This is a genomic window from Trinickia sp. (assembly GCF_051961175.1).
In the GTDB taxonomy this organism is placed as follows: domain Bacteria; phylum Pseudomonadota; class Gammaproteobacteria; order Burkholderiales; family Burkholderiaceae; genus Trinickia.
In genome coordinates this window covers 1-18,416 of the sequence record NZ_JBQCDN010000434.1, presented here as the reverse complement: position 1 = coordinate 18,416, position 18,416 = coordinate 1, and the positions used below count along the sequence as shown (strand labels likewise).

General features: G+C 63.8%; 18 protein-coding genes. 14 read left to right on the top strand and 4 right to left on the bottom strand.

The genetic code is table 11. The annotated features are described in order from the left end of the window. The coding region (locus ACTHL0_RS24595; protein ID WP_440569673.1) for a 4Fe-4S dicluster domain-containing protein at nucleotides 1-529 on the top strand (529 nt) is incomplete at its 5' end. Nucleotides 530-727: 198 nt separating this feature from the next. On the opposite strand, the gene aroC is transcribed toward ACTHL0_RS24595, so the two are convergent. The 3 genes from aroC to ACTHL0_RS24580 all read right to left on the bottom strand — a co-directional run bounded on the left by aroC (nucleotide 728) and on the right by ACTHL0_RS24580 (nucleotide 4,357). After that, a complete protein-coding gene (aroC, locus tag ACTHL0_RS24590) occupies nucleotides 728-1,828 on the bottom strand; it encodes a chorismate synthase (protein ID WP_440569672.1) in 1,101 nt (366 codons plus the stop codon). A 129-nt stretch (nucleotides 1,829-1,957) separates the two neighbouring features. Beyond that, nucleotides 1,958-3,895 (bottom strand): MFS transporter, encoded by a 1,938-nt coding sequence (locus ACTHL0_RS24585; RefSeq protein WP_440569671.1) that lies wholly within the window; start codon nucleotides 3,893-3,895, stop codon nucleotides 1,958-1,960. Between the two features lie 3 nt (nucleotides 3,896-3,898). After that, a complete protein-coding gene (locus tag ACTHL0_RS24580) occupies nucleotides 3,899-4,357 on the bottom strand; it encodes a CBS domain-containing protein (RefSeq protein ID WP_440569670.1) in 459 nt (152 codons plus the stop codon). Between the two features lie 180 nt (nucleotides 4,358-4,537). Between ACTHL0_RS24580 and ACTHL0_RS24575 the strand changes: the two genes are divergently transcribed. The 3 genes from ACTHL0_RS24575 (at nucleotide 4,538) to ACTHL0_RS24565 (ending at nucleotide 7,254) form a co-directional block, all read left to right on the top strand. Then, complete coding sequence (locus ACTHL0_RS24575; protein ID WP_440569669.1) at nucleotides 4,538-5,881, top strand: O-acetylhomoserine aminocarboxypropyltransferase; 1,344 nt, start codon at nucleotides 4,538-4,540, stop codon at nucleotides 5,879-5,881. Further along, entirely contained in the window at nucleotides 5,878-6,720 is an 843-nt protein-coding gene (locus ACTHL0_RS24570; RefSeq protein ID WP_440569668.1) for an alpha/beta fold hydrolase, read from the top strand. The genes ACTHL0_RS24575 and ACTHL0_RS24570 overlap by 4 nt, the downstream gene beginning before the upstream one ends. 213 nt (nucleotides 6,721-6,933) lie before the next feature. Next, nucleotides 6,934-7,254 (top strand): Mpo1-like protein, encoded by a 321-nt coding sequence (locus ACTHL0_RS24565; protein WP_440569667.1) that lies wholly within the window; start codon nucleotides 6,934-6,936, stop codon nucleotides 7,252-7,254. 135 nt (nucleotides 7,255-7,389) lie between these two features. On the opposite strand, the gene ACTHL0_RS24560 is transcribed toward ACTHL0_RS24565, so the two are convergent. Continuing rightward, on the bottom strand, nucleotides 7,390-8,697 hold the full coding sequence (locus ACTHL0_RS24560; protein ID WP_440569666.1) for a YihY family inner membrane protein: 1,308 nt from the start codon (nucleotides 8,695-8,697) through the stop codon (nucleotides 7,390-7,392). A 90-nt stretch (nucleotides 8,698-8,787) separates the two neighbouring features. On the opposite strand from ACTHL0_RS24560, the gene wrbA reads away from it, so the two are divergent. The 10 genes from wrbA to ACTHL0_RS24510 all read left to right on the top strand — a co-directional run. Beyond that, nucleotides 8,788-9,390 (top strand): NAD(P)H:quinone oxidoreductase, encoded by a 603-nt coding sequence (gene wrbA / locus ACTHL0_RS24555; protein WP_440569665.1) that lies wholly within the window; start codon nucleotides 8,788-8,790, stop codon nucleotides 9,388-9,390. An 11-nt stretch (nucleotides 9,391-9,401) separates the two neighbouring features. After that, nucleotides 9,402-9,809 (top strand): DUF2069 domain-containing protein, encoded by a 408-nt coding sequence (locus tag ACTHL0_RS24550; RefSeq protein ID WP_440569674.1) that lies wholly within the window; start codon nucleotides 9,402-9,404, stop codon nucleotides 9,807-9,809. A gap of 19 nt (nucleotides 9,810-9,828) precedes the next feature. Then, nucleotides 9,829-11,265, top strand: coding sequence for an FAD-binding oxidoreductase (locus ACTHL0_RS24545; RefSeq protein WP_440569664.1), 1,437 nt, complete (start codon nucleotides 9,829-9,831; stop codon nucleotides 11,263-11,265). 66 nt (nucleotides 11,266-11,331) lie between these two features. Continuing rightward, nucleotides 11,332-12,162 carry a metallophosphoesterase gene (locus tag ACTHL0_RS24540; RefSeq protein WP_440569663.1) on the top strand — a complete coding sequence of 277 codons (831 nt, stop codon included), beginning with the start codon at nucleotides 11,332-11,334 and terminating at the stop codon, nucleotides 12,160-12,162. Nucleotides 12,163-12,299: 137 nt separating this feature from the next. After that, nucleotides 12,300-13,541, top strand: coding sequence for an acyltransferase family protein (locus ACTHL0_RS24535; RefSeq protein ID WP_440569662.1), 1,242 nt, complete (start codon nucleotides 12,300-12,302; stop codon nucleotides 13,539-13,541). 126 nt (nucleotides 13,542-13,667) lie between these two features. Then, nucleotides 13,668-14,915, top strand: coding sequence for an acyltransferase family protein (locus tag ACTHL0_RS24530; protein ID WP_440569661.1), 1,248 nt, complete (start codon nucleotides 13,668-13,670; stop codon nucleotides 14,913-14,915). After that, nucleotides 14,912-15,721 carry an ankyrin repeat domain-containing protein gene (locus tag ACTHL0_RS24525; protein ID WP_440569660.1) on the top strand — a complete coding sequence of 270 codons (810 nt, stop codon included), beginning with the start codon at nucleotides 14,912-14,914 and terminating at the stop codon, nucleotides 15,719-15,721. The genes ACTHL0_RS24530 and ACTHL0_RS24525 overlap by 4 nt, the downstream gene beginning before the upstream one ends. 171 nt (nucleotides 15,722-15,892) lie before the next feature. Next, entirely contained in the window at nucleotides 15,893-16,663 is a 771-nt protein-coding gene (gene rfbF, locus ACTHL0_RS24520; protein ID WP_440569659.1) for a glucose-1-phosphate cytidylyltransferase, read from the top strand. Continuing rightward, a complete protein-coding gene (rfbG, locus tag ACTHL0_RS24515) occupies nucleotides 16,645-17,727 on the top strand; it encodes a CDP-glucose 4,6-dehydratase (protein ID WP_440569658.1) in 1,083 nt (360 codons plus the stop codon). Before rfbF ends, rfbG begins: the two co-directional genes overlap by 19 nt. Continuing rightward, the coding region (locus ACTHL0_RS24510) for an aminotransferase class V-fold PLP-dependent enzyme (protein WP_440569657.1) at nucleotides 17,724-18,416 on the top strand (693 nt) is incomplete at its 3' end. The genes rfbG and ACTHL0_RS24510, both read left to right, overlap by 4 nt.

Sequence of the window (18,416 nt, the reverse complement as noted above, 5' to 3'; positions counted from 1 at the left end):
CAAGCAATCGTGGCTGCACGGCGAACTGCATCGCGCGCGCAATTTCAAGCAATGGATGAGCAAGGGCTTGTATCTGGGCACGCTGATGGTCGGCATCGAACAGAAGTTGATGGGCGGTAACGTGCCTTGGACGCTGCACCATCAACACCGCGATCACGAGATGCTGAGGCCGGCCTCGCAGTGCACGCCGATCGAGTATCCGAAGCCCGACGGCAAGCTCACGTTCGACCGACTCTCTTCCGTGTTTATCTCGAACACGAATCACGAGGAGAATCAGCCGGCGCATTTGACGCTGAAAGATGCATCGGTGCCGGTGAACGTGAACCTGCGGACCTACGCGGGCCCGGAAGCACGCTTTTGCCCCGCGGCGGTGTATGAGTTCGCCAAGAACGAGGACGGCAGCGATCGCCTCGTCATCAATGCGCAGAACTGCGTGCACTGCAAGACGTGCGACATCAAAGATCCGACGCAGAACATCGTGTGGGTCACGCCTGAAGGCGGCGGTGGACCGAACTACGCGAATATGTAAGGCAACAGGCCGCGTTTAACGCGGCCCGACGTTGTCTCTTTCGTGGCAAGGGGTAAAGCGCGGACTCGATAGATTGCCGGGCGCCACACGCTCTCGCCCGCCCCCGATTCGCTTGAGCGTCAAGCCGGTTCATCCGGTTCATCCGGTTCATCCGGTTCATCCGGTCCAGCCGGCTTCCGGCTAGGAGCGACGCTGCGATCAGGGTGCGCTGGCGGCGATTTTCGGCGTGGCCACGCTCACGTCGCCGCATTGTGCGCGATGACGCAGCGCATGGTCGATCAATACGAGCGCCAGCATCGCTTCCGCGATGGGCGTCGCTCGAATGCCGACGCACGGGTCGTGCCGCCCGAACGTTTCGACCACTGCCAGCTGGCCATCCTTATCGATCGAACGGCGCGGCGTGCGGATACTCGACGTAGGCTTGATTGCGATCGACACCGTGATGTCCTGCCCCGTCGAAATGCCGCCGAGTATGCCGCCGGCGTGATTGCCGACAAAACCCTCGGGCGTCAGCTCGTCGCCATGCACCGAGCCTCGCTGTGCCACGCTCGCGAATCCGGCCCCGATCTCCACGCCCTTGACGGCGTTGATCCCCATCATCGCGTGGGCGATGTCGGCATCGAGACGATCGAACAACGGTTCGCCCCAACCGGCCGGCACGCCGGTAGCCACAGCATTGATGCGCGCACCGATCGAATCGCCATCCTTGCGCAACGCATCCATATAGGCTTCGAGCTGGGGCACCACCTCGGCATTGGGCGCAAAGAACGGGTTCTCGTGAACGTGCGACCAATCGACAAACGGGATCTCGATTTCACCGAGCGCGCTCATATAGCCGCGCACCTCCACGCCAAATCGTTCGCGCAGCCACTTCTTCGCGATAGCGCCGGCCGCCACCGTCGGGGCCGTCAACCGGGCCGACGAACGCCCGCCACCACGATAATCGCGCACGCCGTACTTTTGCCAATACGTGTAATCGGCATGTCCCGGGCGGAAGGTCTGAGCGATGTTGCCGTAGTCCTTGCTGCGCTGATCGGTATTGCGAATCAAAAGTGCGATCGGGGTGCCTGTGGTCACGCCCTCGAATACCCCGGAGAGAATCTCGACCTTATCGTCCTCCTGGCGCTGCGTAACGTGCCGCGACGTGCCGGGCTTGCGGCGATCGAGTTCGTCCTGAATATCGGCTTCCGCGATCGTCATCCCCGGGGGGCAACCGTCGATCACGCAGCCGATGGCCGGGCCATGCGACTCGCCGAACGTCGTGACGGTGAAAAGCGTGCCGAGAGTGTTGCCGGACATGGAAATGGCCTCAGAAATGATAAGGAGCATGGATCGAGCAAGGCGATATTATGCCCTGCCCGGCACCAAGACGTTCGAGGCGCGCGTGACACGCCCGCCCGTGCACACGCACGCCGGGCGGGTGGGAGGCTAACGCCGCGCGCCGCGCAGCTCGGCGACGATCGCCTGAAGCGCTTCGGGCGTCGCGGCGCCCGGTTCCAGCGGTTCGGCCACCGCGAGCGTGAGCCGGCTCATGACGCCCTTGTTCAGCGGGCGCGGCCATCGCGCATCGGCATGACGAGAAAAGACGCTCCCCCACAAGCCGCGCAGCGCCATCGGGATGACGGGGACAGGCGAACGCTCCAGGATCTGCGTCACACCGTGGCGGAATGTATTGAGTTCGCCGTCGCGTGTGAGCTTGCCTTCGGGGAAGATACAGACCAGTTCGCCTTCCGCCAGCGCCTGCGCACAGGCGTCATAGGCCCTGGCGAGCATCGCGGGATCCTCGTGCGCGGGAGCGATCGGAATGGCCTTCGCATGGCGGAACAGCCAGCCCACGAACGGCGTGCGAAAAATCCGATAATCCATGACGAACCGGATCGGCCGCGGGCTCTCCGCCATGATCACGACGGCATCGACATAGCTCACATGATTGCAGACGAGCACGGCCGCCCCCTGTTCGGGGATGCGATCGGCCTGCACCAGCCGGATCCGATAGAACGTATGAACGAGCATCCAGGCGACGAACCGCAGCAGGAACTCGGGCACGAGCGAATAGATGTAAGCCGCGACAATCACGTTGAGCAGCGCCGTGACCGCGAAAATCCCCGGGATGCTGACGCCGAGCGAAGAGAGCCCCATCGCCATCAATGCCGACATGATCATGAAAAAGGCATTGAGAATATTATTCGCCGCGATGATGCGCGCCCGGTGCGTGCTCTCGCAGCGACTTTGGATCAGCGCGTACAGCGGCACGCTGTAAAAGCCGCCGAACATGGCGAGCAGGAACAGATCCGCAAGAATGCGCCAATGGCGCGCATGCCCGAGAAATTCGGCGACGCCAATCAGCCGCCCCAGCTGCGGCAGCCCGTGGCTCGCCCAGTAGAGATCGAATGCGAACACGCTGATACCGATCGAGCCGAGCGGCACGAGCCCGATTTCCACACGGCGCTTCGAGAGCCGCTCGCATAGCAGCGAGCCGGTGCCGATTCCGAGCGAGAACGTGGCCAACAGGACGGTGACGACGTCGGGGTTACCCGATAGGACGTCCTTCGCATACTTGAAGAACGAGGTGAGGAACGTCGCGCCGACGAACCAGAGCCACGAAATGCCGAGCAAGCTCAAAAAGACGGTGCGGTTCGTCCGCGCCAGCGCCACGTTGCGCCAAGTCTCGGTGAACGGGTTCCAGTTGATCCGCAAATCCGGTTGCGACGCGGGCGAGACCGGTACCCGGCTCGACACCGCCCGCCCCGCCAGCGCCACCGCGAAGCAAGCCCCGGCCAGCACCCAGGCGCCCCGCGCCGGAAAGCCGGCGGCGGCCCCGCCGATGATTGTCCCGATCAGAATCGCGACGAACGTGCCCATTTCGACGAGGCCGTTGCCTCCGACGAGCTCGCGATCGTCCAGGTGCTGCGGCAGGTAGGCGTATTTGACGGGCCCGAACAGCGTCGAATGGACCCCCATCAGAAAGGTGCAGAGATACAGCAGCACCGCATGGTGTGTGACGAAGCCGGCCCCGCCGATCAGCATGACGGCGATTTCGAACGTCTTCACGAAGCGCGTCAGGGTCGCCTTGTCGAATTTGTCGGCGATCTGCCCGGACGTGGCCGAGAACAGCACGAACGGCAAGATGAAAATGGCCGAAATCAGGAACGGCGCAGTTTCCGGGTTCACGCCCGAAAAACGCGCCGCCTGATAAGTGACGAGCGAGCTGAAGCCGACCTTAAAAACGTTATCGTTCAGCGCGCCGAGAAACTGCGTCCAGAAGAACGGCGCAAACCGCCGCTCGCGAAAGAGCGTGAATTGAGAGTGGCTTTCGCGCGTAGCGCGACGCGGCAACGAGGCCGCGGGTAGCGGTTGATCGCTCATGCGTCAGCGCGTCTCCTTGGCTTGCCCTTCCTCGGGCCAATCGCGGATATACGCTTTCAGCATCCGGTTCTCGAAGCTTTGCTCCTCGACCACGGCCTTCGCGACGTCATAAAACGAGATAACGCCCATCAGCGTCCGATTCTCCATGACCGGCAGGTAGCGGACGTGGTGCTCGAGCATCATGCGGCGCACTTCGTTCACGTCCGTCTCCGGCGTGCAGGTGATCGGATGATCGTCCATGACCTTGCGGATCGTGGCCGAGCCTACTGTGCCGTCGTTCTTCTTCAGCGTGAGGATGATTTCGCGGAATGTCAGCATCCCCACCAGATCGCCGAACTCCATCACGACGAGCGAGCCGATGTCGTGTTCGGCCATCGTATTGACCGCGTCGTGCAGCGCCGTCTCGGGCGTGACCGTAAACAACGTGTTGCCCTTGACCTTCAGGATGTCGCTGACTCTCATTTCTGTCTCCTGGTAATGCCCGAGTGGATCGGTCGATCCTATCGGAAAGGCCCCCAAAAGGAAAGCGAGCGGCCGCTGGCCGGATGGCCAGCGCCTCGGCGCGCCCCGATTCGATCGGGCACCGGCCAATGTTACGATGGCCGCCACCCTATCCTTTGCCGGGCCCGCCCGGCCGACGTCATGTCCGCCAACCGCTTCGATACGCTCGCGCTGCACGCCGGCGCGGCCCCCGATCCCACGACGGGCGCGCGCGCCACGCCCATCTACCAAAGCACGGCCTTCGTCTTCCGCGACACGGACCACGCCGCCGCCCTCTTCAATATGGAGCGGGCGGGCCATGTCTATTCGCGCATCTCGAACCCGACCGTCGCCGTGTTCGAAGAGCGCGTCGCCGCACTGGAGAACGGCGTGGGGGCGATCGGCACCGCCAGCGGCCAGGCCGCCCTGCATCTGGCCATCGTCACGCTGATGGGCGCCGGCTCGCATATCGTCGCTTCGAGCGCACTGTACGGCGGCTCTCACAATCTGCTGCACTACACGCTGCGCCGCTTCGGCATTGAAACGACGTTCGTCAAACCGGGCGATCTCGACGGCTGGCGTGCAGCCGTCCGCCCGAATACGCGCCTGTTGCTGGGCGAAACGCTCGGCAATCCGAATCTGGAGGTGCTGGACATCGAAGCCCTCGCCGGGATCGCCCATGCCCATGGAGTACCGCTGCTCGTGGATTCGACGTTCACCACCCCCTACTTGCTGAAGCCGTTCGAGCACGGTGCCGATTTCGCCTATCACTCGGCGACGAAATTCCTCGGCGGCCACGGCACGACGATCGGGGGCGTGCTCGTGGACGGCGGGACGTTCGATTTCGCCGCGTCGGGCCGGTTTCCCGAATTCACCGAGCCGTACGACGGCTTTCACGGCATGGTCTTCGCAGAGGAAAGCACTGTCGCGCCGTTCCTGCTGCGGGCCCGCCGCGAGGGCCTGCGGGATTTCGGCGCCTGCCTGCACCCGCAAGCCGCGTGGCAGCTGCTGCAGGGCATCGAGACGTTGCCGCTGCGGATGGAGCGGCACGTCGCGAACACCCGCAAGATCGTCGAATTCCTCGCCGCGCAGGCTACCGTCGAATCGGTCGCCTATCCCGAGCTGGAATCGCATCCCGATTACGCGCTCGCCCAACGCCTGCTGCCGCGCGGTGCCGGCGCGGTGGTCAGCTTCAACCTGCGCGGCGATCGCGCCGCGGGCCGCCGCTTCATCGAAGCACTGACGTTGTTTTCGCACCTCGCGAACGTCGGCGATGCGCGCTCGCTCGTCATTCATCCAGCGTCGACCACGCACTTCCGGATGGATGCCGCCGCGCTCGCCGCGGCCGGCATCACCGAGGGCACGATTCGGCTGTCGATCGGCCTCGAAGATCCGGACGACCTCATCGACGACCTCAAACGTGCGCTAAAAGCCGCCGCCAAGCCCGGCACCAAGCCGAACACGGGCTCGGGCTCGGGCGCCGCGTCGCGCAAGGAGCCGTCATGAACCTGACCGTCCAAGGCAAGATCGCCTACGCCTACACCGGCGGCAAACGTTTCGATTCGGCCCTGCCGACGGCCGTCTTCGTGCATGGGGCTCAACACGACCACAGCGTCTGGGCGTTGCAAAGCCGCTACTTCGCGCATCATGGCTGGAACGTGCTGGCCGTCGATCTGCCGGGCCACAACCGCAGCACGGGGCCCGCGCATCCGAGTATCGAGGCACTGGCCGATTGGCTCGCCGATCTGCTCGATGCGGCAGGCGCCGCCAGCGCGCTGGTGATCGGACACAGCATGGGCTCGCTGGTCGCCCTCGAATTCGCGGCGCGCTACCCATCGCGGGTCCTAGGCGCCGCGCTCGTGGCCACGGCGGTGCCGATGGCTGTCTCCGACGCCCTGCTCGACGCGGCGCTCCATCGCGAGGACGAAGCCATCGAACTCGTCAACCGCTGGTCGCACTCGACGATCGCCGCCAAGCCGTCGTGCCCAGGCCCAGGCTTTTGGCTGCACGGCGTCAACCAGCGCCTGATGGAGCGCGTCTCGGCGCGAGGCGAAGCCCATCTCTTCCATACGGACTTCGCCGCCTGCAACGGCTACGCCCACGGCCTCGAGCGCGCCGCGCAGGTGCGCTGCCCCGTGCGGCTTGTACTCGGCGCGAAGGACATGATGACGCCCGCGCGTGCCACGAAGGTGCTCGTCGATACACTGAAAGCCGCCGGCGCCCCGGTGGATGCGGTGACGCTCGATGCCGGCCATGCGCTCATGAGCGAGCAGCCGGACGCGACGCTCGACGCACTTTACGCATTCGCGGGGACAGCCGCGGCGGCTTCTACCCAAACCAGCTAACGGTCTGCCCTCCCGGCCCCCCTCCGAACGGGCCCCGCGTCGCGACCAGACCGAACGGCCGGGTTGCGCCTTCGCGGCAATCGCCGGACAATGGTTTTCGTCAGCGGGGGCCTTCACGCCCATGGCTCCAGGCGGCTTGCGCATCGGCATCGCCGGCGCAACCCGGCCGGTCAAGCCGTCGCGGTACGCCCCATCAGCGCATAGGAGGAAGCGATGACTCACGGCGCTCATACGGCTCACTTCGCGAGCTTCGCCGAGTTTTATCCGTTCTATCTCGGCGAGCATCGCAATACGGTTTGCCGCCGCCTGCATTTCATCGGCTCACTCGGCGTCATCGGCTGCCTAGCGATGGCCCTCGCGACGGGCGGCTGGCTCTGGCTGCCCGCCGCGATCGTCTGCGGCTACGGATTCGCCTGGGTAGGCCATTTCTTCTTCGAAAAGAATCGCCCCGCCACGTTCCGTCACCCGCTCTACAGCTTGATGGGCGATTGGGTGATGTTCAAGGACATCTGCGTCGGCAAGATCCCGTTGTAGCGGCAGGAGTATGGGTAGCGGTCGCATGTCGCAGCGGTCGCATGTAGCAGCAGCCGCACCGGCTGCCCCCGGGCCTTGTCGCACGGGCCTTGTCGCACGGATTCGCGGCTTGCGAACATGCCTTGGCGCCGTCGCCTATGCCGGCTGATGCGGCCACGGCGCGCGCGCCGGCTGGCCCGGACCGCCTCGGCCCACCGCGCCGCGCGCGCTACGCGCCGCCACCAGCGTGGCGATCGTCAAATCGAGCTTCGGGTTATGCAATGCGTCGAGCAACAAGGCGGTATCGACGCGTGTCGAATCGAGCCGCAATTGATATTCGAGTTCCGCCCGGTCGATCACGAACATATCGAACAGCCGCCCGACCGTAATCTGGGCGGGATTCGCGATCAGCACGAACCGCATCTCGCTATCGTCGGCGAGCCGCGTCACCCACTCGCGCCGAACAAATTTGCCGATGAGCCGCGTCACGGTGTCGATATCACAGCGGAGCAGACGCGCGAGCTCCATCGGCGTCAGGCCGGGCCGGCCCGATTCTCGCGCCTCGTCGAATCGCACCAGCATTTCCAGGGCGTCGAGCAAGTCGCTGCCCGCGTAATGGCGCCGATGGAATTCCCCTGCGCGGATGGCCGGCAACGCGGACACGATCGTCGCCCCCGCGAGCGTGATGAACCAGCATAAATACACCCACAGCAGGAACAAGGGAACGAGCGCGAAGGCGCCGTACACGGCCGTGTAGGTGGGCATCCGGCGCACGTAGAAGCCGAAGCCGCGCTTCGCGAGTTCGAATGCGATCGCGGCCAGCAAGCCGCCCACGACGGCGTCGCGCCACTGCACCGTGCAATTGGGCAAATACACATAGAGCAGCGCGAACGCGAGCGCGGTCAACGGCAACGCGGCGCCCGTCAGCGCCCACTCGAGCAACATCGACGCGTGCGTAGCCGACAGGATGCTCGACCGCGCGAAAAGATACGACGAGATCGATAAGCTCACGCCGATGAGCAGCGGGCCGAGCGTGACGATCGCCCAATACACGAGCACGCGCTGCGCGAGCGGACGCGGTTTCGCCACCCGCCAGATCACATTGAAGGCCGCTTCGACCGTCATCATCGTCATGACCGACGTGACGAACAGCACGATCATGCCCGCTGTCGTCAGCCCTTTGGCCTTTGACGCGAACTGGTTCAAATATTTGAAAATCTGGCTGTTGATCTGATCCGGCATGAGGTGCTGGGCGAGAAACGCCTGCAGCGATGCCTGGAATTGCGCAAAGATCGGAAACGCCGTGAACAGCGCGAACGCAACCGTCGCGAGCGGAACGATCGCGAGCATCGTCGTAAACGTCAGGCTTCCCGCCACTTGGGCGATGCGGTCTTCGCTGCTGCGCTTCGCGGCGAAGCGCGCCAGACGTTTGAGGGTGTTCAGTTCGGAGCTGAGCGTCCGCAAGTATGCTTCTCCCGTTCATTCGATGGCCGCTGGGCCTGGCGGCCGGCGCGGCGCCCTGCCCCTATAATAAGCCGCTCACGACCGATCCCTATGAAAGACATACTCGTACTCTATTACAGCCGGCACGGCGCCACACGCGATTTGGCCTTGGCCATCGCCCAAGGGGTGGACAGTGTGCCCGGCATGCAGGCACGCGTGCGCACGGTGCCGGCCGTTTCGGCCGTGAGCGAAGCCACCGCGCCGGCCATCCCCGCCGATGGCCCCCCGTACGCGGAAGTGCGCGATCTCGAAGAATGCGCCGGGCTGGCGCTCGGCTCGCCTACCCGTTTCGGCAACATGGCCGCCTCGCTCAAGTATTTTCTCGATGGCACGGCGCCCCAGTGGATGAGCGGCGCGTTGGCGGGCAAGCCCGCCTGCGTCTTCACATCGACAGGCAGTTTGCACGGCGGCCAGGAATCGACGCTGCTCTCGATGATGCTGCCGCTGTTGCATCACGGCATGCTGATGGTCGGCATCCCCTACACCGAAAGCGCGCTTTCCACGACGCAAACCGGCGGCACGCCGTACGGCGCCTCGCACGTCGCAGGCAGCGGCGCGCGAGAAACGGCGATCTCGGCGGACGAAAAGACGCTCGCCATGGCGCTCGGCGCCAGGCTGGCGCGCACGGCCTCGCTGTTGGCCGGACGCCCATGACATCGGAACGCATGAGCGCCGGCTCGGCTCCGGCCCCGGTGGCCGCGCGCGGGTATTGGGCGCGCGGCGCCGCGCTCGCGCTGCTGGCCCTTTTCGTGCTCGCGATCGCATGGGAGTGCTGGCTCGCCCCGCTGCGTCCGGGCGGATCGGCGCTCGTGCTCAAGGCGCTACCGCTCGCCTGCGCCCTGCCCGGCGTCTGGCGGCGCAAGCTCTATACGCTGCAATGGGCCTCGATGCTCGTGCTGCTGTACCTCGCCGAAGGCATCGTGCGCGGCATGACCGACGGCGGGGTGTCGGCGCGCCTCGGATGGGCGGAAGTGGCGCTCGCCGCGCTGTTCCTCGGCTGCGCACTCGCCTACCTCGCCCCGTTCAAACGTGCGGCGCGCGCGGCCCGCCGCGACGCCGATGTTCCGGAGTAGCCAGCTCGACACGCTCATCATGACCGATTCCCCCTCCCCCGCCCGCGACGCCTTCGTCGCCGCTTGCCGCGACGCCATCGGCGCGTCGTACGTCCTCACGGAGCCGCACGATACGGCACCCTTCCTGACGGATTGGCGCCGCCGCTACACGGGTTCCGCCTGCGCCGTGCTGCGGCCCGGCACGGCCCAGGAAGTCGCCGCTATCGTCAAGCTCGCCCACGCGCATCGCATCGCACTCGTGCCGCAAGGCGGGAACACCGGACTCGCGGGAGGCGCCACGCCGGATGGCACGGGCAGCCAGGCCGTCGTGAGCCTCGCCCGCCTGAACCGCGTGCGCTCGCTCGATCCGCATAACAATACGATCACGGTGGAAGCGGGCGTCGTTCTGGCCGAAGTGCAGAACCACGCGCGCGCGGCCGATCGCCTGTTCCCGCTGAGCCTCGCAGCCGAGGGCAGCTGTACGATCGGCGGCAATCTTTCGACAAATGCAGGGGGCACCGCCGTGCTCCGCTACGGCAATACGCGCGAGCTGTGCCTGGGGTTGGAAGTGGTCACGCCGGAGGGCGAGATCTGGGACGGGTTGCGCGCGCTGCGCAAGGACAACACGGGTTACGACTTGCGTGACCTGTACATCGGCGCGGAAGGCACGCTCGGCATCATCACGGCCGCCGTCATGAAGCTTTACCCGCTGCCGGCCGCAAGCGTCACAGCGCTTGCCGCGCTGGCCTCGCCGCACGCCGCGCTCGACTTTCTCGCGCTCGCGCATCGCTGTGCGGGGCCGCTTTTGACGGGCTTCGAACTGATGTCCGATTTCTGCCTGAAGCTCGTCGGCCGGCATTTTCCGCAGATGCGCTACCCGTTCGCGGAGCCACACGCGCAGATCGTGCTGCTCGAACTGTCGGACAACGAAAGCGAAGCGCACGCGCGCACCCTGTTCGAGCAGATGATGGAACAAGCGCTCGAATCGGGCCTCGTCGAGGATGCCGTCGTCGCCGAAAACCTCGCGCAATCGCGCGCGTTTTGGGATCTGCGCGAGCACATCCCGCTCGCGCAAGCCGAGGAAGGCTTGAACGTGAAGCACGATATCGCGGTGCCGATCTCGCGCATCGGCACCTTCATCGACGAAACCGACGCGGCCATTGCGGCGGCGGTGCCGGGCGCGCGCATGGTCACGTTCGGCCATCTCGGCGACGGTAACCTGCACTACAACGTGCAAGCGCCGGAAGGCGTCGACGCGAAAGCCTTTCTCGCGCAATACCAGGCGCAGCTCAATCGCATCGTCTACGACAGTGTCCATCGTCACCACGGCACGTTCAGCGCCGAGCACGGGCTGGGACAGCTGAAAGTGGAGGACGCGGCGCACTACAAGTCTTCGATTGAAATGGGACTTATGCGCACGCTCAAAGCGGCACTGGATCCGCTCGGCCTGATGAACCCTGGCAAAGTGCTACGCTAAGCCACATCGACGGCCGCGAAACGCGGCACGTTCCCGATTCAGGCCGCTTGCGTTAAAGGTGTCCCCGTGAAGATTCGCGTGTTGTCAGATTTGCACCTGGAGTGCGACGAACCGGAGGCGATCGCGCATGTCGACGCCGATCTCGTGATCCTGGCCGGCGATATCCACAACCATGCCGAAGGTATCCGCTGGGCCGCCGAGACGTTCGGCACCGATGTTCCCGTCGTCTATGTGCCCGGCAATCACGAATATTACGACGGCGACTTCAGCGCGCTCGAAGTGGCGATGCGCGATGCGGCCTCCGGCGTCGAAAACGTCCACTACCTCAATAACGACACGCTGATTGACCGCGAGGGCCGCTGGCGCGTACTCGGCACCACCCTATGGACCGATTTCGAGCTCTTCGGCGCGAGCGAAGAAGCCGTTGCCACCTCGATCGCCGCAGCGGAAAAGGTCATGCTCGATTTTCGCGGGCCGATTCAGGTCACGTGGCCGAGCGGCGCAGGGGCGAGCGCCACCGCGGATACCCAGGGAAACCCGCGCTTATTCACCGCGGCCGATACGCTTGCGCTTCATCGCCGTGCGCGGACGTGGCTCGCACGTCAGCTCGCCGAACCGTTCGCGGGCAAAACCATCGTCGTCACCCATCACGCACCGCATCGTGCGAGCCTCGCCGATCGCTTCGCGGGCGATCTCGCTTCGGCCGGCTTCATCAGCCACCTGACCGACCTCGTCGGGCCGCCTGTCGATGTATGGATCCACGGGCATACGCACACGCCGTTCGACTACGTCGCCAATGGCACCCGTGTCGTCTGCAATCCGCGCGGTTATATCGACCATCGCCGTCATCGGCCCGAAAACCCGCTGTTCGAATGGGACAAGATCGTCGAACTTTAATCGGGGCGGCCAGCGTCACGCCCGCGCGAGGCTGTTTGGCGGGCGGATAGGTTGCCGCGATCGCGGGATAGCGATAGTCTGCATGGCACCGAGCGCCCGACGAGCCATGCCCCGCCATGCGACCAACGATCCCCCCGTTGACGAGCCTCAGAGGTATCGCAGCCTTATTGATCGTCATCAATCACATGGCCTTGCTGATGCTCCCGTTGGGGCACACGTCGGCCAAACCGGCACTGATCAAAACAGGCATTCTCGGCATGACGATTTTCTTCGTGCTGAGCGGCTTCGTCATGTACTACAACTATGCCGAGCGCATCGCGACCCATCGTGCGCAAGGGATCGGGCGATTCCTGTTGGCGCGGTTCGCACGGCTCTATCCGCTGCTGGCCGCCTACGTGCTGTTCAACTTCGTCTTGAATGTGTCGCGCTCGCTGGCGCACGGCGACGCGGCAGGTGCGTCGCTGTATGTCACTACCCTTCCGCTTTATCTGCTCGGGCTTCAATCCTGGCTGTACGCTGTCATCAACGACGTCAACGTGACGATATCGCAGTCCTTCGGCAATCCCGCATGGTCGATCAGCGCCGAATGGTTTTTCTACGTGCTTTTTATTCCGCTGATTGCAATACGCAAGGCCAGCGGCCCCTCAGTTTCGCGTGGCATGCTCATCGTGACTGGATCGATCATCGCACGCGGCGTCTTCCTTCTCGTGGCCGATTCGACTGCTGTCCAGCAGGGGATCGCGGCTAAGCTCGGCGAATCGAGTTCGCTGAGCGTCTATGCGTGGCTCGTCTACTACTGCCCCTACGGACGGTTTTTCGAATTCCTCGCGGGCATGGGTATCGCAGAGATATGGCTCGCGCGCCGGCAACCGCCTCACGCCACGCGTGCAGACAGGAAGGATCGGCTGAACCCGATCGGCTTGCTCGCGGGGGGAAGCGGACTGGCCTATATCGCCGCTTCGTTCCTTAGCGACATCGGTTTTTCAATTCCATCGTTATTCGAAGGCACGGCGACGCATTTCTTTTACATCGTGGCCGTGCCGCCGGCAATCTACTTTCTGAGCCGCGAACGGGGTGTCGCAGCGAAGATCCTGTCGTACTCACCGTTGCTGTTCCTCGGCGAGATCAGCTATTCGCTGTACTTCGTTCATACGCTCGTTTTTCCCTTATTCAGAATCGCGCCCACTACCGATCTCGCCAACCATCTGCCAATGGCAGTGGGCCGCTGTGCGGCGTTCCTCGCGATGACACTCATCGTTTCCACCCTCGTGCACCGGATATTGGAGCGCCCGTCCCGGGCCGCGCTTTTGCGCGCGTTCGGCCTGCACGGGCGCACGCAGACGGACCGGTACCAAGCACGGAGCCGGTCAGCGGTCTAGCCGGCAGGCAATGACGACGGACGCGATCCCTCGGAAAGTAGCCGCCCGTCTGGACGCGCACCACGAGCCCGCGGGCGTACAATCGGCGCTCAGCGGTGCGCCCCTCTCTCTATCGGACAGGCAGCGATGACCACTCGCAAGAACCTCGAAATCGAACGGCTTCGCGCCATCGCCGTGTTGCTGACGATTCTTGTCCACGCGCCCTTCAAACAGCTGTTCAGCCCATTGCTGTATTCGACCTTCACCGGTGTCGATCTGTTCTTCGTTATCTCCGGGTTCGTCGTCACCACGTCTTTTCTCGCGACGTTGCCGGCGTCGCTCGGCATGGGGATGGGCGAACGCCTGGTCAATAGCCAGCGCGCGATCTTCCAGTTCTACTTGCGCCGCTTGTTCCGCATTGCGCCTTCGGCGTTTTTTTATGTCGCGCTTTACTGGCTCGTGGCGTCGATCATGGCCGCGACGGGCAGCATCGAACCCTACGCGCAGCCCCAGGACATTTTCCGCGAGGCAGTGGCCTTCGCAGGCGGCATTTACAACTATGCGATGGTCTATGGCGGCATCACGACCCACCTCGCGCACTACTACAGCCTCACGATCGAAGAGCACTTCTACCTCATCGCACCACTTTTGCTCGTGCTATGCGGCAGTACGTCCAAGCGCTTGATCGCACTCTGCGCGGGCGTGGCGCTCGTCATCTTCGTCGCACGCCCGCTCACGACCGTCAGTATCGCCAATCTGTCGCATACCCGGTTCGACGAACTGTTCGACGGCGTCATACTCGCGCTGCTCGCCCCGCGATTGAAAGAGGCGCTCGCGCGCCAATCCGACGCCCTCAGCCGCGCGTCCGGCGAATGGCCAAGGTTCGCCATCGTCCTGGCCGGGGATCGGTGTAAGCGGCTCGTCAAGATCGCCGTCGGCGTGACGCTGTGCTCACTGCTTGCGCTGCTTCCCGGTGTCACGAACACCGAAGTGCTCGACGGTACGACGGGACCGTTTTACTTTTCCGTTTCGAGCGCCGCGTTCTGCAGCTATGCCGCCGTCTCTGTCGCGCTCGTCGCGCTCGCTTCGCTCGAGCGAGGGTGGATCCTCCCGATTCCCGGTTTATCCACCGTGCTTGAATATATCGGCACGCGCTCTTATTCGCTGTACCTCGGGCACATGCTGATCATCTACGTCTATAACGATCTGTACTTTCGATGGTACGAAAGGATTCCGGATCTGCTTCGACTGACCCGCCTTGGCTATACGCTGCAATGTGTCGCTTTTCTCGTGCTCGCATCAGGTTTGGCGGAATTTTCGTATCGGTGCATCGAAACGCCCTTTAGAAAGGCGGGCCGCGACCTCACGCGTTCGTTGACGGAAACTTTCGCATGAAGCGCGCAATGGCGGCCGCTCTCATCGCCCTTTCATGCATTCCGATCACAGCCCTTGCGCAATTCGACTATAACGATGACCTCACGCGGGCGGTGGACGCACATTACCCGCCCCTTGTCCGGCTGCTCATCACGAAAGGCGCGCAGCAAAATACGCAGGATCCCGACGGCGACACGCCGCTGATGCTGGCCATCCGGTCGCACGATCGGGAAATCGCCAAGCTGTTGCTGCAATACCAACCTAATCCCTATCTGCTCAGCGTGACCAATCATTCCGCGGCAACCGAAGCGGTGCTGGCGGATGACCCCGCCAGCCTCAAAGCCGTTTTGATGCGGGACGATCCTCTGCAAGTCGCTCAAGCCTTGGGGCTCGCGACGAAGCTGGACCGCAGTCGCACGCTGAACACGTTCGCGCAACTCTATGGCGCGGCCGCTGCCGACGAAATCGGACACGGCTTTCTGCATGCGCCACTCGACTATTTCCGGATCGGCAGCCAGGTCGCCCTCGCGTTTTCGCCGAACGACGAACGCCATGATGTATGCGCGACGCGCATGTCGAAGCTATTGCTTCAGGGAAAAATCTGCAAGGTAGACGGCGAACGCGTGACCATCGAATGGGAGAGCCTGTCCAATCTCGACAACGCGGATCGACAGTGCTCGCAGCAAAGGCATTTCCGCCTCGAACGAAAAGCCGATCCAGCCTGGGACGCCAAATTCCTGGGCACGTGCGGGACTTCGCCCAGTTACTTCCCCTCGCTCCCCGCCTCCTTCGACTATCGGATATTTGTGCTTCCCGAACTCCGATAAAGCAGCCGCATCGAATCGATCGGCACCGGCGCGCATCGTGCTGCCGCAAGAACCGCGCCTCGAATTCGCGCCGATGCCCCACCTATCTCAACATTTAGGCTCACCTGGCCCAAGGCGATTTTCTGACCTATCGTAAGAACTCAAGAAGAACCTCCGCGGACGCCACGAGACATGAAAGCAGTCTTGCTAGCCGGTGGATTGGGTACCCGAATTTCAGAGGAGACGCATTTGAGGCCGAAGCCGATGATCGAGATCGGCGGCAAGCCGATCCTTTGGCACATCATGAAGATCTATTCCAAACATGGGATCGACGACTTCATCATTTGTTGCGGCTATAAGGGCTACGTCATCAAGGAATATTTCGCCAACTATTTTTTGCATATGTCCGATATCACATTCGACATACGCAGCAACAAGATGGACGTCCTGCAGAACGGCGTCGAATCGTGGCGCGTCACGTTGGTGGACACCGGCGAGCACACCATGACCGGCGGGCGCCTCAAGCGCATTCGCCCCTACCTCGGGGAGGACGATTTCTGCTTCACGTACGGCGACGGCGTCGGCAACGTCGACGTGACAGCCGCCATCGAGTTTCATCGCTCGAGCGGCAAGCTCGCCACGCTCACCGCCACCCAGCAGCCCGGGCGATTCGGCGCGTTGGACCTCGAAGGCCACGTCGTGCGCAGCTTCCGAGAGAAGCCGCGCGGCGATGGCTCATGGATCAACGGCGGCTTCTTTGTCCTCAATCCGAAGGTGATCGACTATATCGAAGGCGACGACACGCTGTGGGAAGCGGAGCCGCTCGAAAGGCTCGCGGCCAACGGCGAACTCCAAACCTGGTTTCACCGCGATTTCTGGCAGCCGATGGACACGCTACGGGACAAAACCTACCTCGAACAGCTCTGGGCCACGGGCAAGGCGCCATGGAAAGTCTGGGAATAGACGATGCGTTTTGGCGCGGCAAGCGCGTGCTGGTCACGGGACACACCGGCTTCAAGGGAGGCTGGCTATGCCTGTGGCTGCAAACGCTCGGCGCCGATGTGGCCGGTTACGCACTCGGCCCGCCCACGACGCCGAATCTGTTCGACGCCGCCCGCGTGGGTCAGTCGATGCGCTCGGTCATCGGGGATATCCGCGATTTCGAGGGGCTGCTCGAGATCGTGCGAGCGCATCGGCCCGAGATCGTCGTTCATCTGGCGGCGCAGCCGCTCGTGCGGTACGCCTATGAGGCGCCCGTCGAAACATACTCCACGAACGTAATGGGGACGGTCAATGTGCTGGAAGCCGTGCGGCTTGCAGGCGGCGTGCGTGCCGTCGTCAATGTGACGAGCGACAAATGCTATGACAACCGCGAATGGGTCTGGGGCTATCGGGAAAGCGATCGTTTAGGCGGCTTCGATCCGTACAGCAGCAGCAAAGCGTGCGCGGAGCTCGTGACCGATTCCTATCGCAACAGCTTTTTTAACGCCGCCGATTTCGCGCGGCATGGCGTGGCGCTCGCCAGCGTCCGCGCAGGCAATGTGATCGGCGGCGGCGATTGGGCGGCGGACCGGCTCGTCCCCGATATCGTCCGCGCACTGTCTGCCCGGCGAACCGTCGTCGTGCGCCATCCTGAGGCCGTGCGCGCCTGGCAGCATGTGCTCGAGCCGCTCGGCGGCTATCTCCGGCTCGCGCAGGCGTTGTGCGTGGATGGGCCGGCTTACGCCAGCGCCTGGAACTTCGCACCCGACGATGCCGACGCCCGGCCCGTGCGTTGGATCGTCGAGCGCTTCGCCTCCCGATGGGGAAGCAATATGACCTGGGTGGCACAAGGCGGCGAGCATTGGCACGAAGCGAACCTGCTCAAGCTCGACGCTTCCAAGGCACGAATGCGGCTCGGCTGGACGCCGCGATGGCCGCTTTCGAAAGCGATCGACAAAATCGTCGAGTGGCATCAAGGCTTCCTTCGCAACGCCGACATGCACGCGTTGACTCAATCGCAAATCCGCGCCTACGCAGACTCATGACCCCGAACCTCGAACGGCTTCGCACTCAGATCCTGCAGTTGGTCGACGAATACGGTGCCATCGCCGGCAGGGCTGCCCCATTCGTACCGGGCCTCTCCGTGGTGCCGCCCTCGGGCAAGGTGATCGGGGCGGCGGAACGGGTAGCCATGGTCGAAGCCGCGCTCGACGGCTGGTTGACCGCCGGGCGCTTCAATGACGCGTTCGAACGCCAACTCGCTGCGTTTCTCGGCGTGGAACATTCGCTCACCGTGAACTCCGGTTCGTCGGCCAACCTCGTGGCGTTTTCGACGCTGACGTCGCCGAAGCTCGGCGAGCGCGCGATTCGCCCCGGCGATGAAGTCATCACTGTGGCGGCCGGCTTTCCGACGACCGTCAATCCGATTCTCCAGTTCGGGGCCGTACCGGTATTCGTCGATGTGATGCTCGGCACGTACAACATCGATGCGTCGAAGGTGGAAGCCGCGATTGGCCCAAACACCCGAGCGGTCATGCTCGCGCATACGCTCGGCAATCCATTCGACGTCGAGGCCATCGTTTCGCTATGCCGGCGCCACGGCTTATGGCTGATCGAAGATTGTTGCGATGCGCTCGGCTCGACGTATCGCGGCCAGCTCGTCGGTACGTTCGGCGATCTTGCCACGCTGAGCTTCTATCCCGCCCACCACATCACGATGGGCGAGGGGGGAGCC

What these genes read in the sequence shown, in the direction of transcription:
- ACTHL0_RS24545 (WP_440569664.1), top strand. Translation starts at nt 9,829, where the DNA reads ATGACCGATTCCCCCTCCCCCGCCCGCGACGCCTTCGTCGCCGCTTGC.
- ACTHL0_RS24570 (WP_440569668.1), top strand. Translation starts at nt 5,878, where the DNA reads ATGAACCTGACCGTCCAAGGCAAGATCGCCTACGCCTACACCGGCGGC.
- rfbF (WP_440569659.1), top strand. Translation starts at nt 15,893, where the DNA reads ATGAAAGCAGTCTTGCTAGCCGGTGGATTGGGTACCCGAATTTCAGAG.
- ACTHL0_RS24530 (WP_440569661.1), top strand. Translation starts at nt 13,668, where the DNA reads ATGACCACTCGCAAGAACCTCGAAATCGAACGGCTTCGCGCCATCGCC.
- ACTHL0_RS24580 (WP_440569670.1), bottom strand. Translation starts at nt 4,357, where the DNA reads ATGAGAGTCAGCGACATCCTGAAGGTCAAGGGCAACACGTTGTTTACG.
- ACTHL0_RS24575 (WP_440569669.1), top strand. Translation starts at nt 4,538, where the DNA reads ATGTCCGCCAACCGCTTCGATACGCTCGCGCTGCACGCCGGCGCGGCC.
- ACTHL0_RS24525 (WP_440569660.1), top strand. Translation starts at nt 14,912, where the DNA reads ATGAAGCGCGCAATGGCGGCCGCTCTCATCGCCCTTTCATGCATTCCG.
- wrbA (WP_440569665.1), top strand. Translation starts at nt 8,788, where the DNA reads ATGAAAGACATACTCGTACTCTATTACAGCCGGCACGGCGCCACACGC.
- ACTHL0_RS24565 (WP_440569667.1), top strand. Translation starts at nt 6,934, where the DNA reads ATGACTCACGGCGCTCATACGGCTCACTTCGCGAGCTTCGCCGAGTTT.
- aroC (WP_440569672.1), bottom strand. Translation starts at nt 1,828, where the DNA reads ATGTCCGGCAACACTCTCGGCACGCTTTTCACCGTCACGACGTTCGGC.
- ACTHL0_RS24550 (WP_440569674.1), top strand. Translation starts at nt 9,402, where the DNA reads ATGAGCGCCGGCTCGGCTCCGGCCCCGGTGGCCGCGCGCGGGTATTGG.
- ACTHL0_RS24585 (WP_440569671.1), bottom strand. Translation starts at nt 3,895, where the DNA reads ATGAGCGATCAACCGCTACCCGCGGCCTCGTTGCCGCGTCGCGCTACG.
- rfbG (WP_440569658.1), top strand. Translation starts at nt 16,645, where the DNA reads ATGGAAAGTCTGGGAATAGACGATGCGTTTTGGCGCGGCAAGCGCGTG.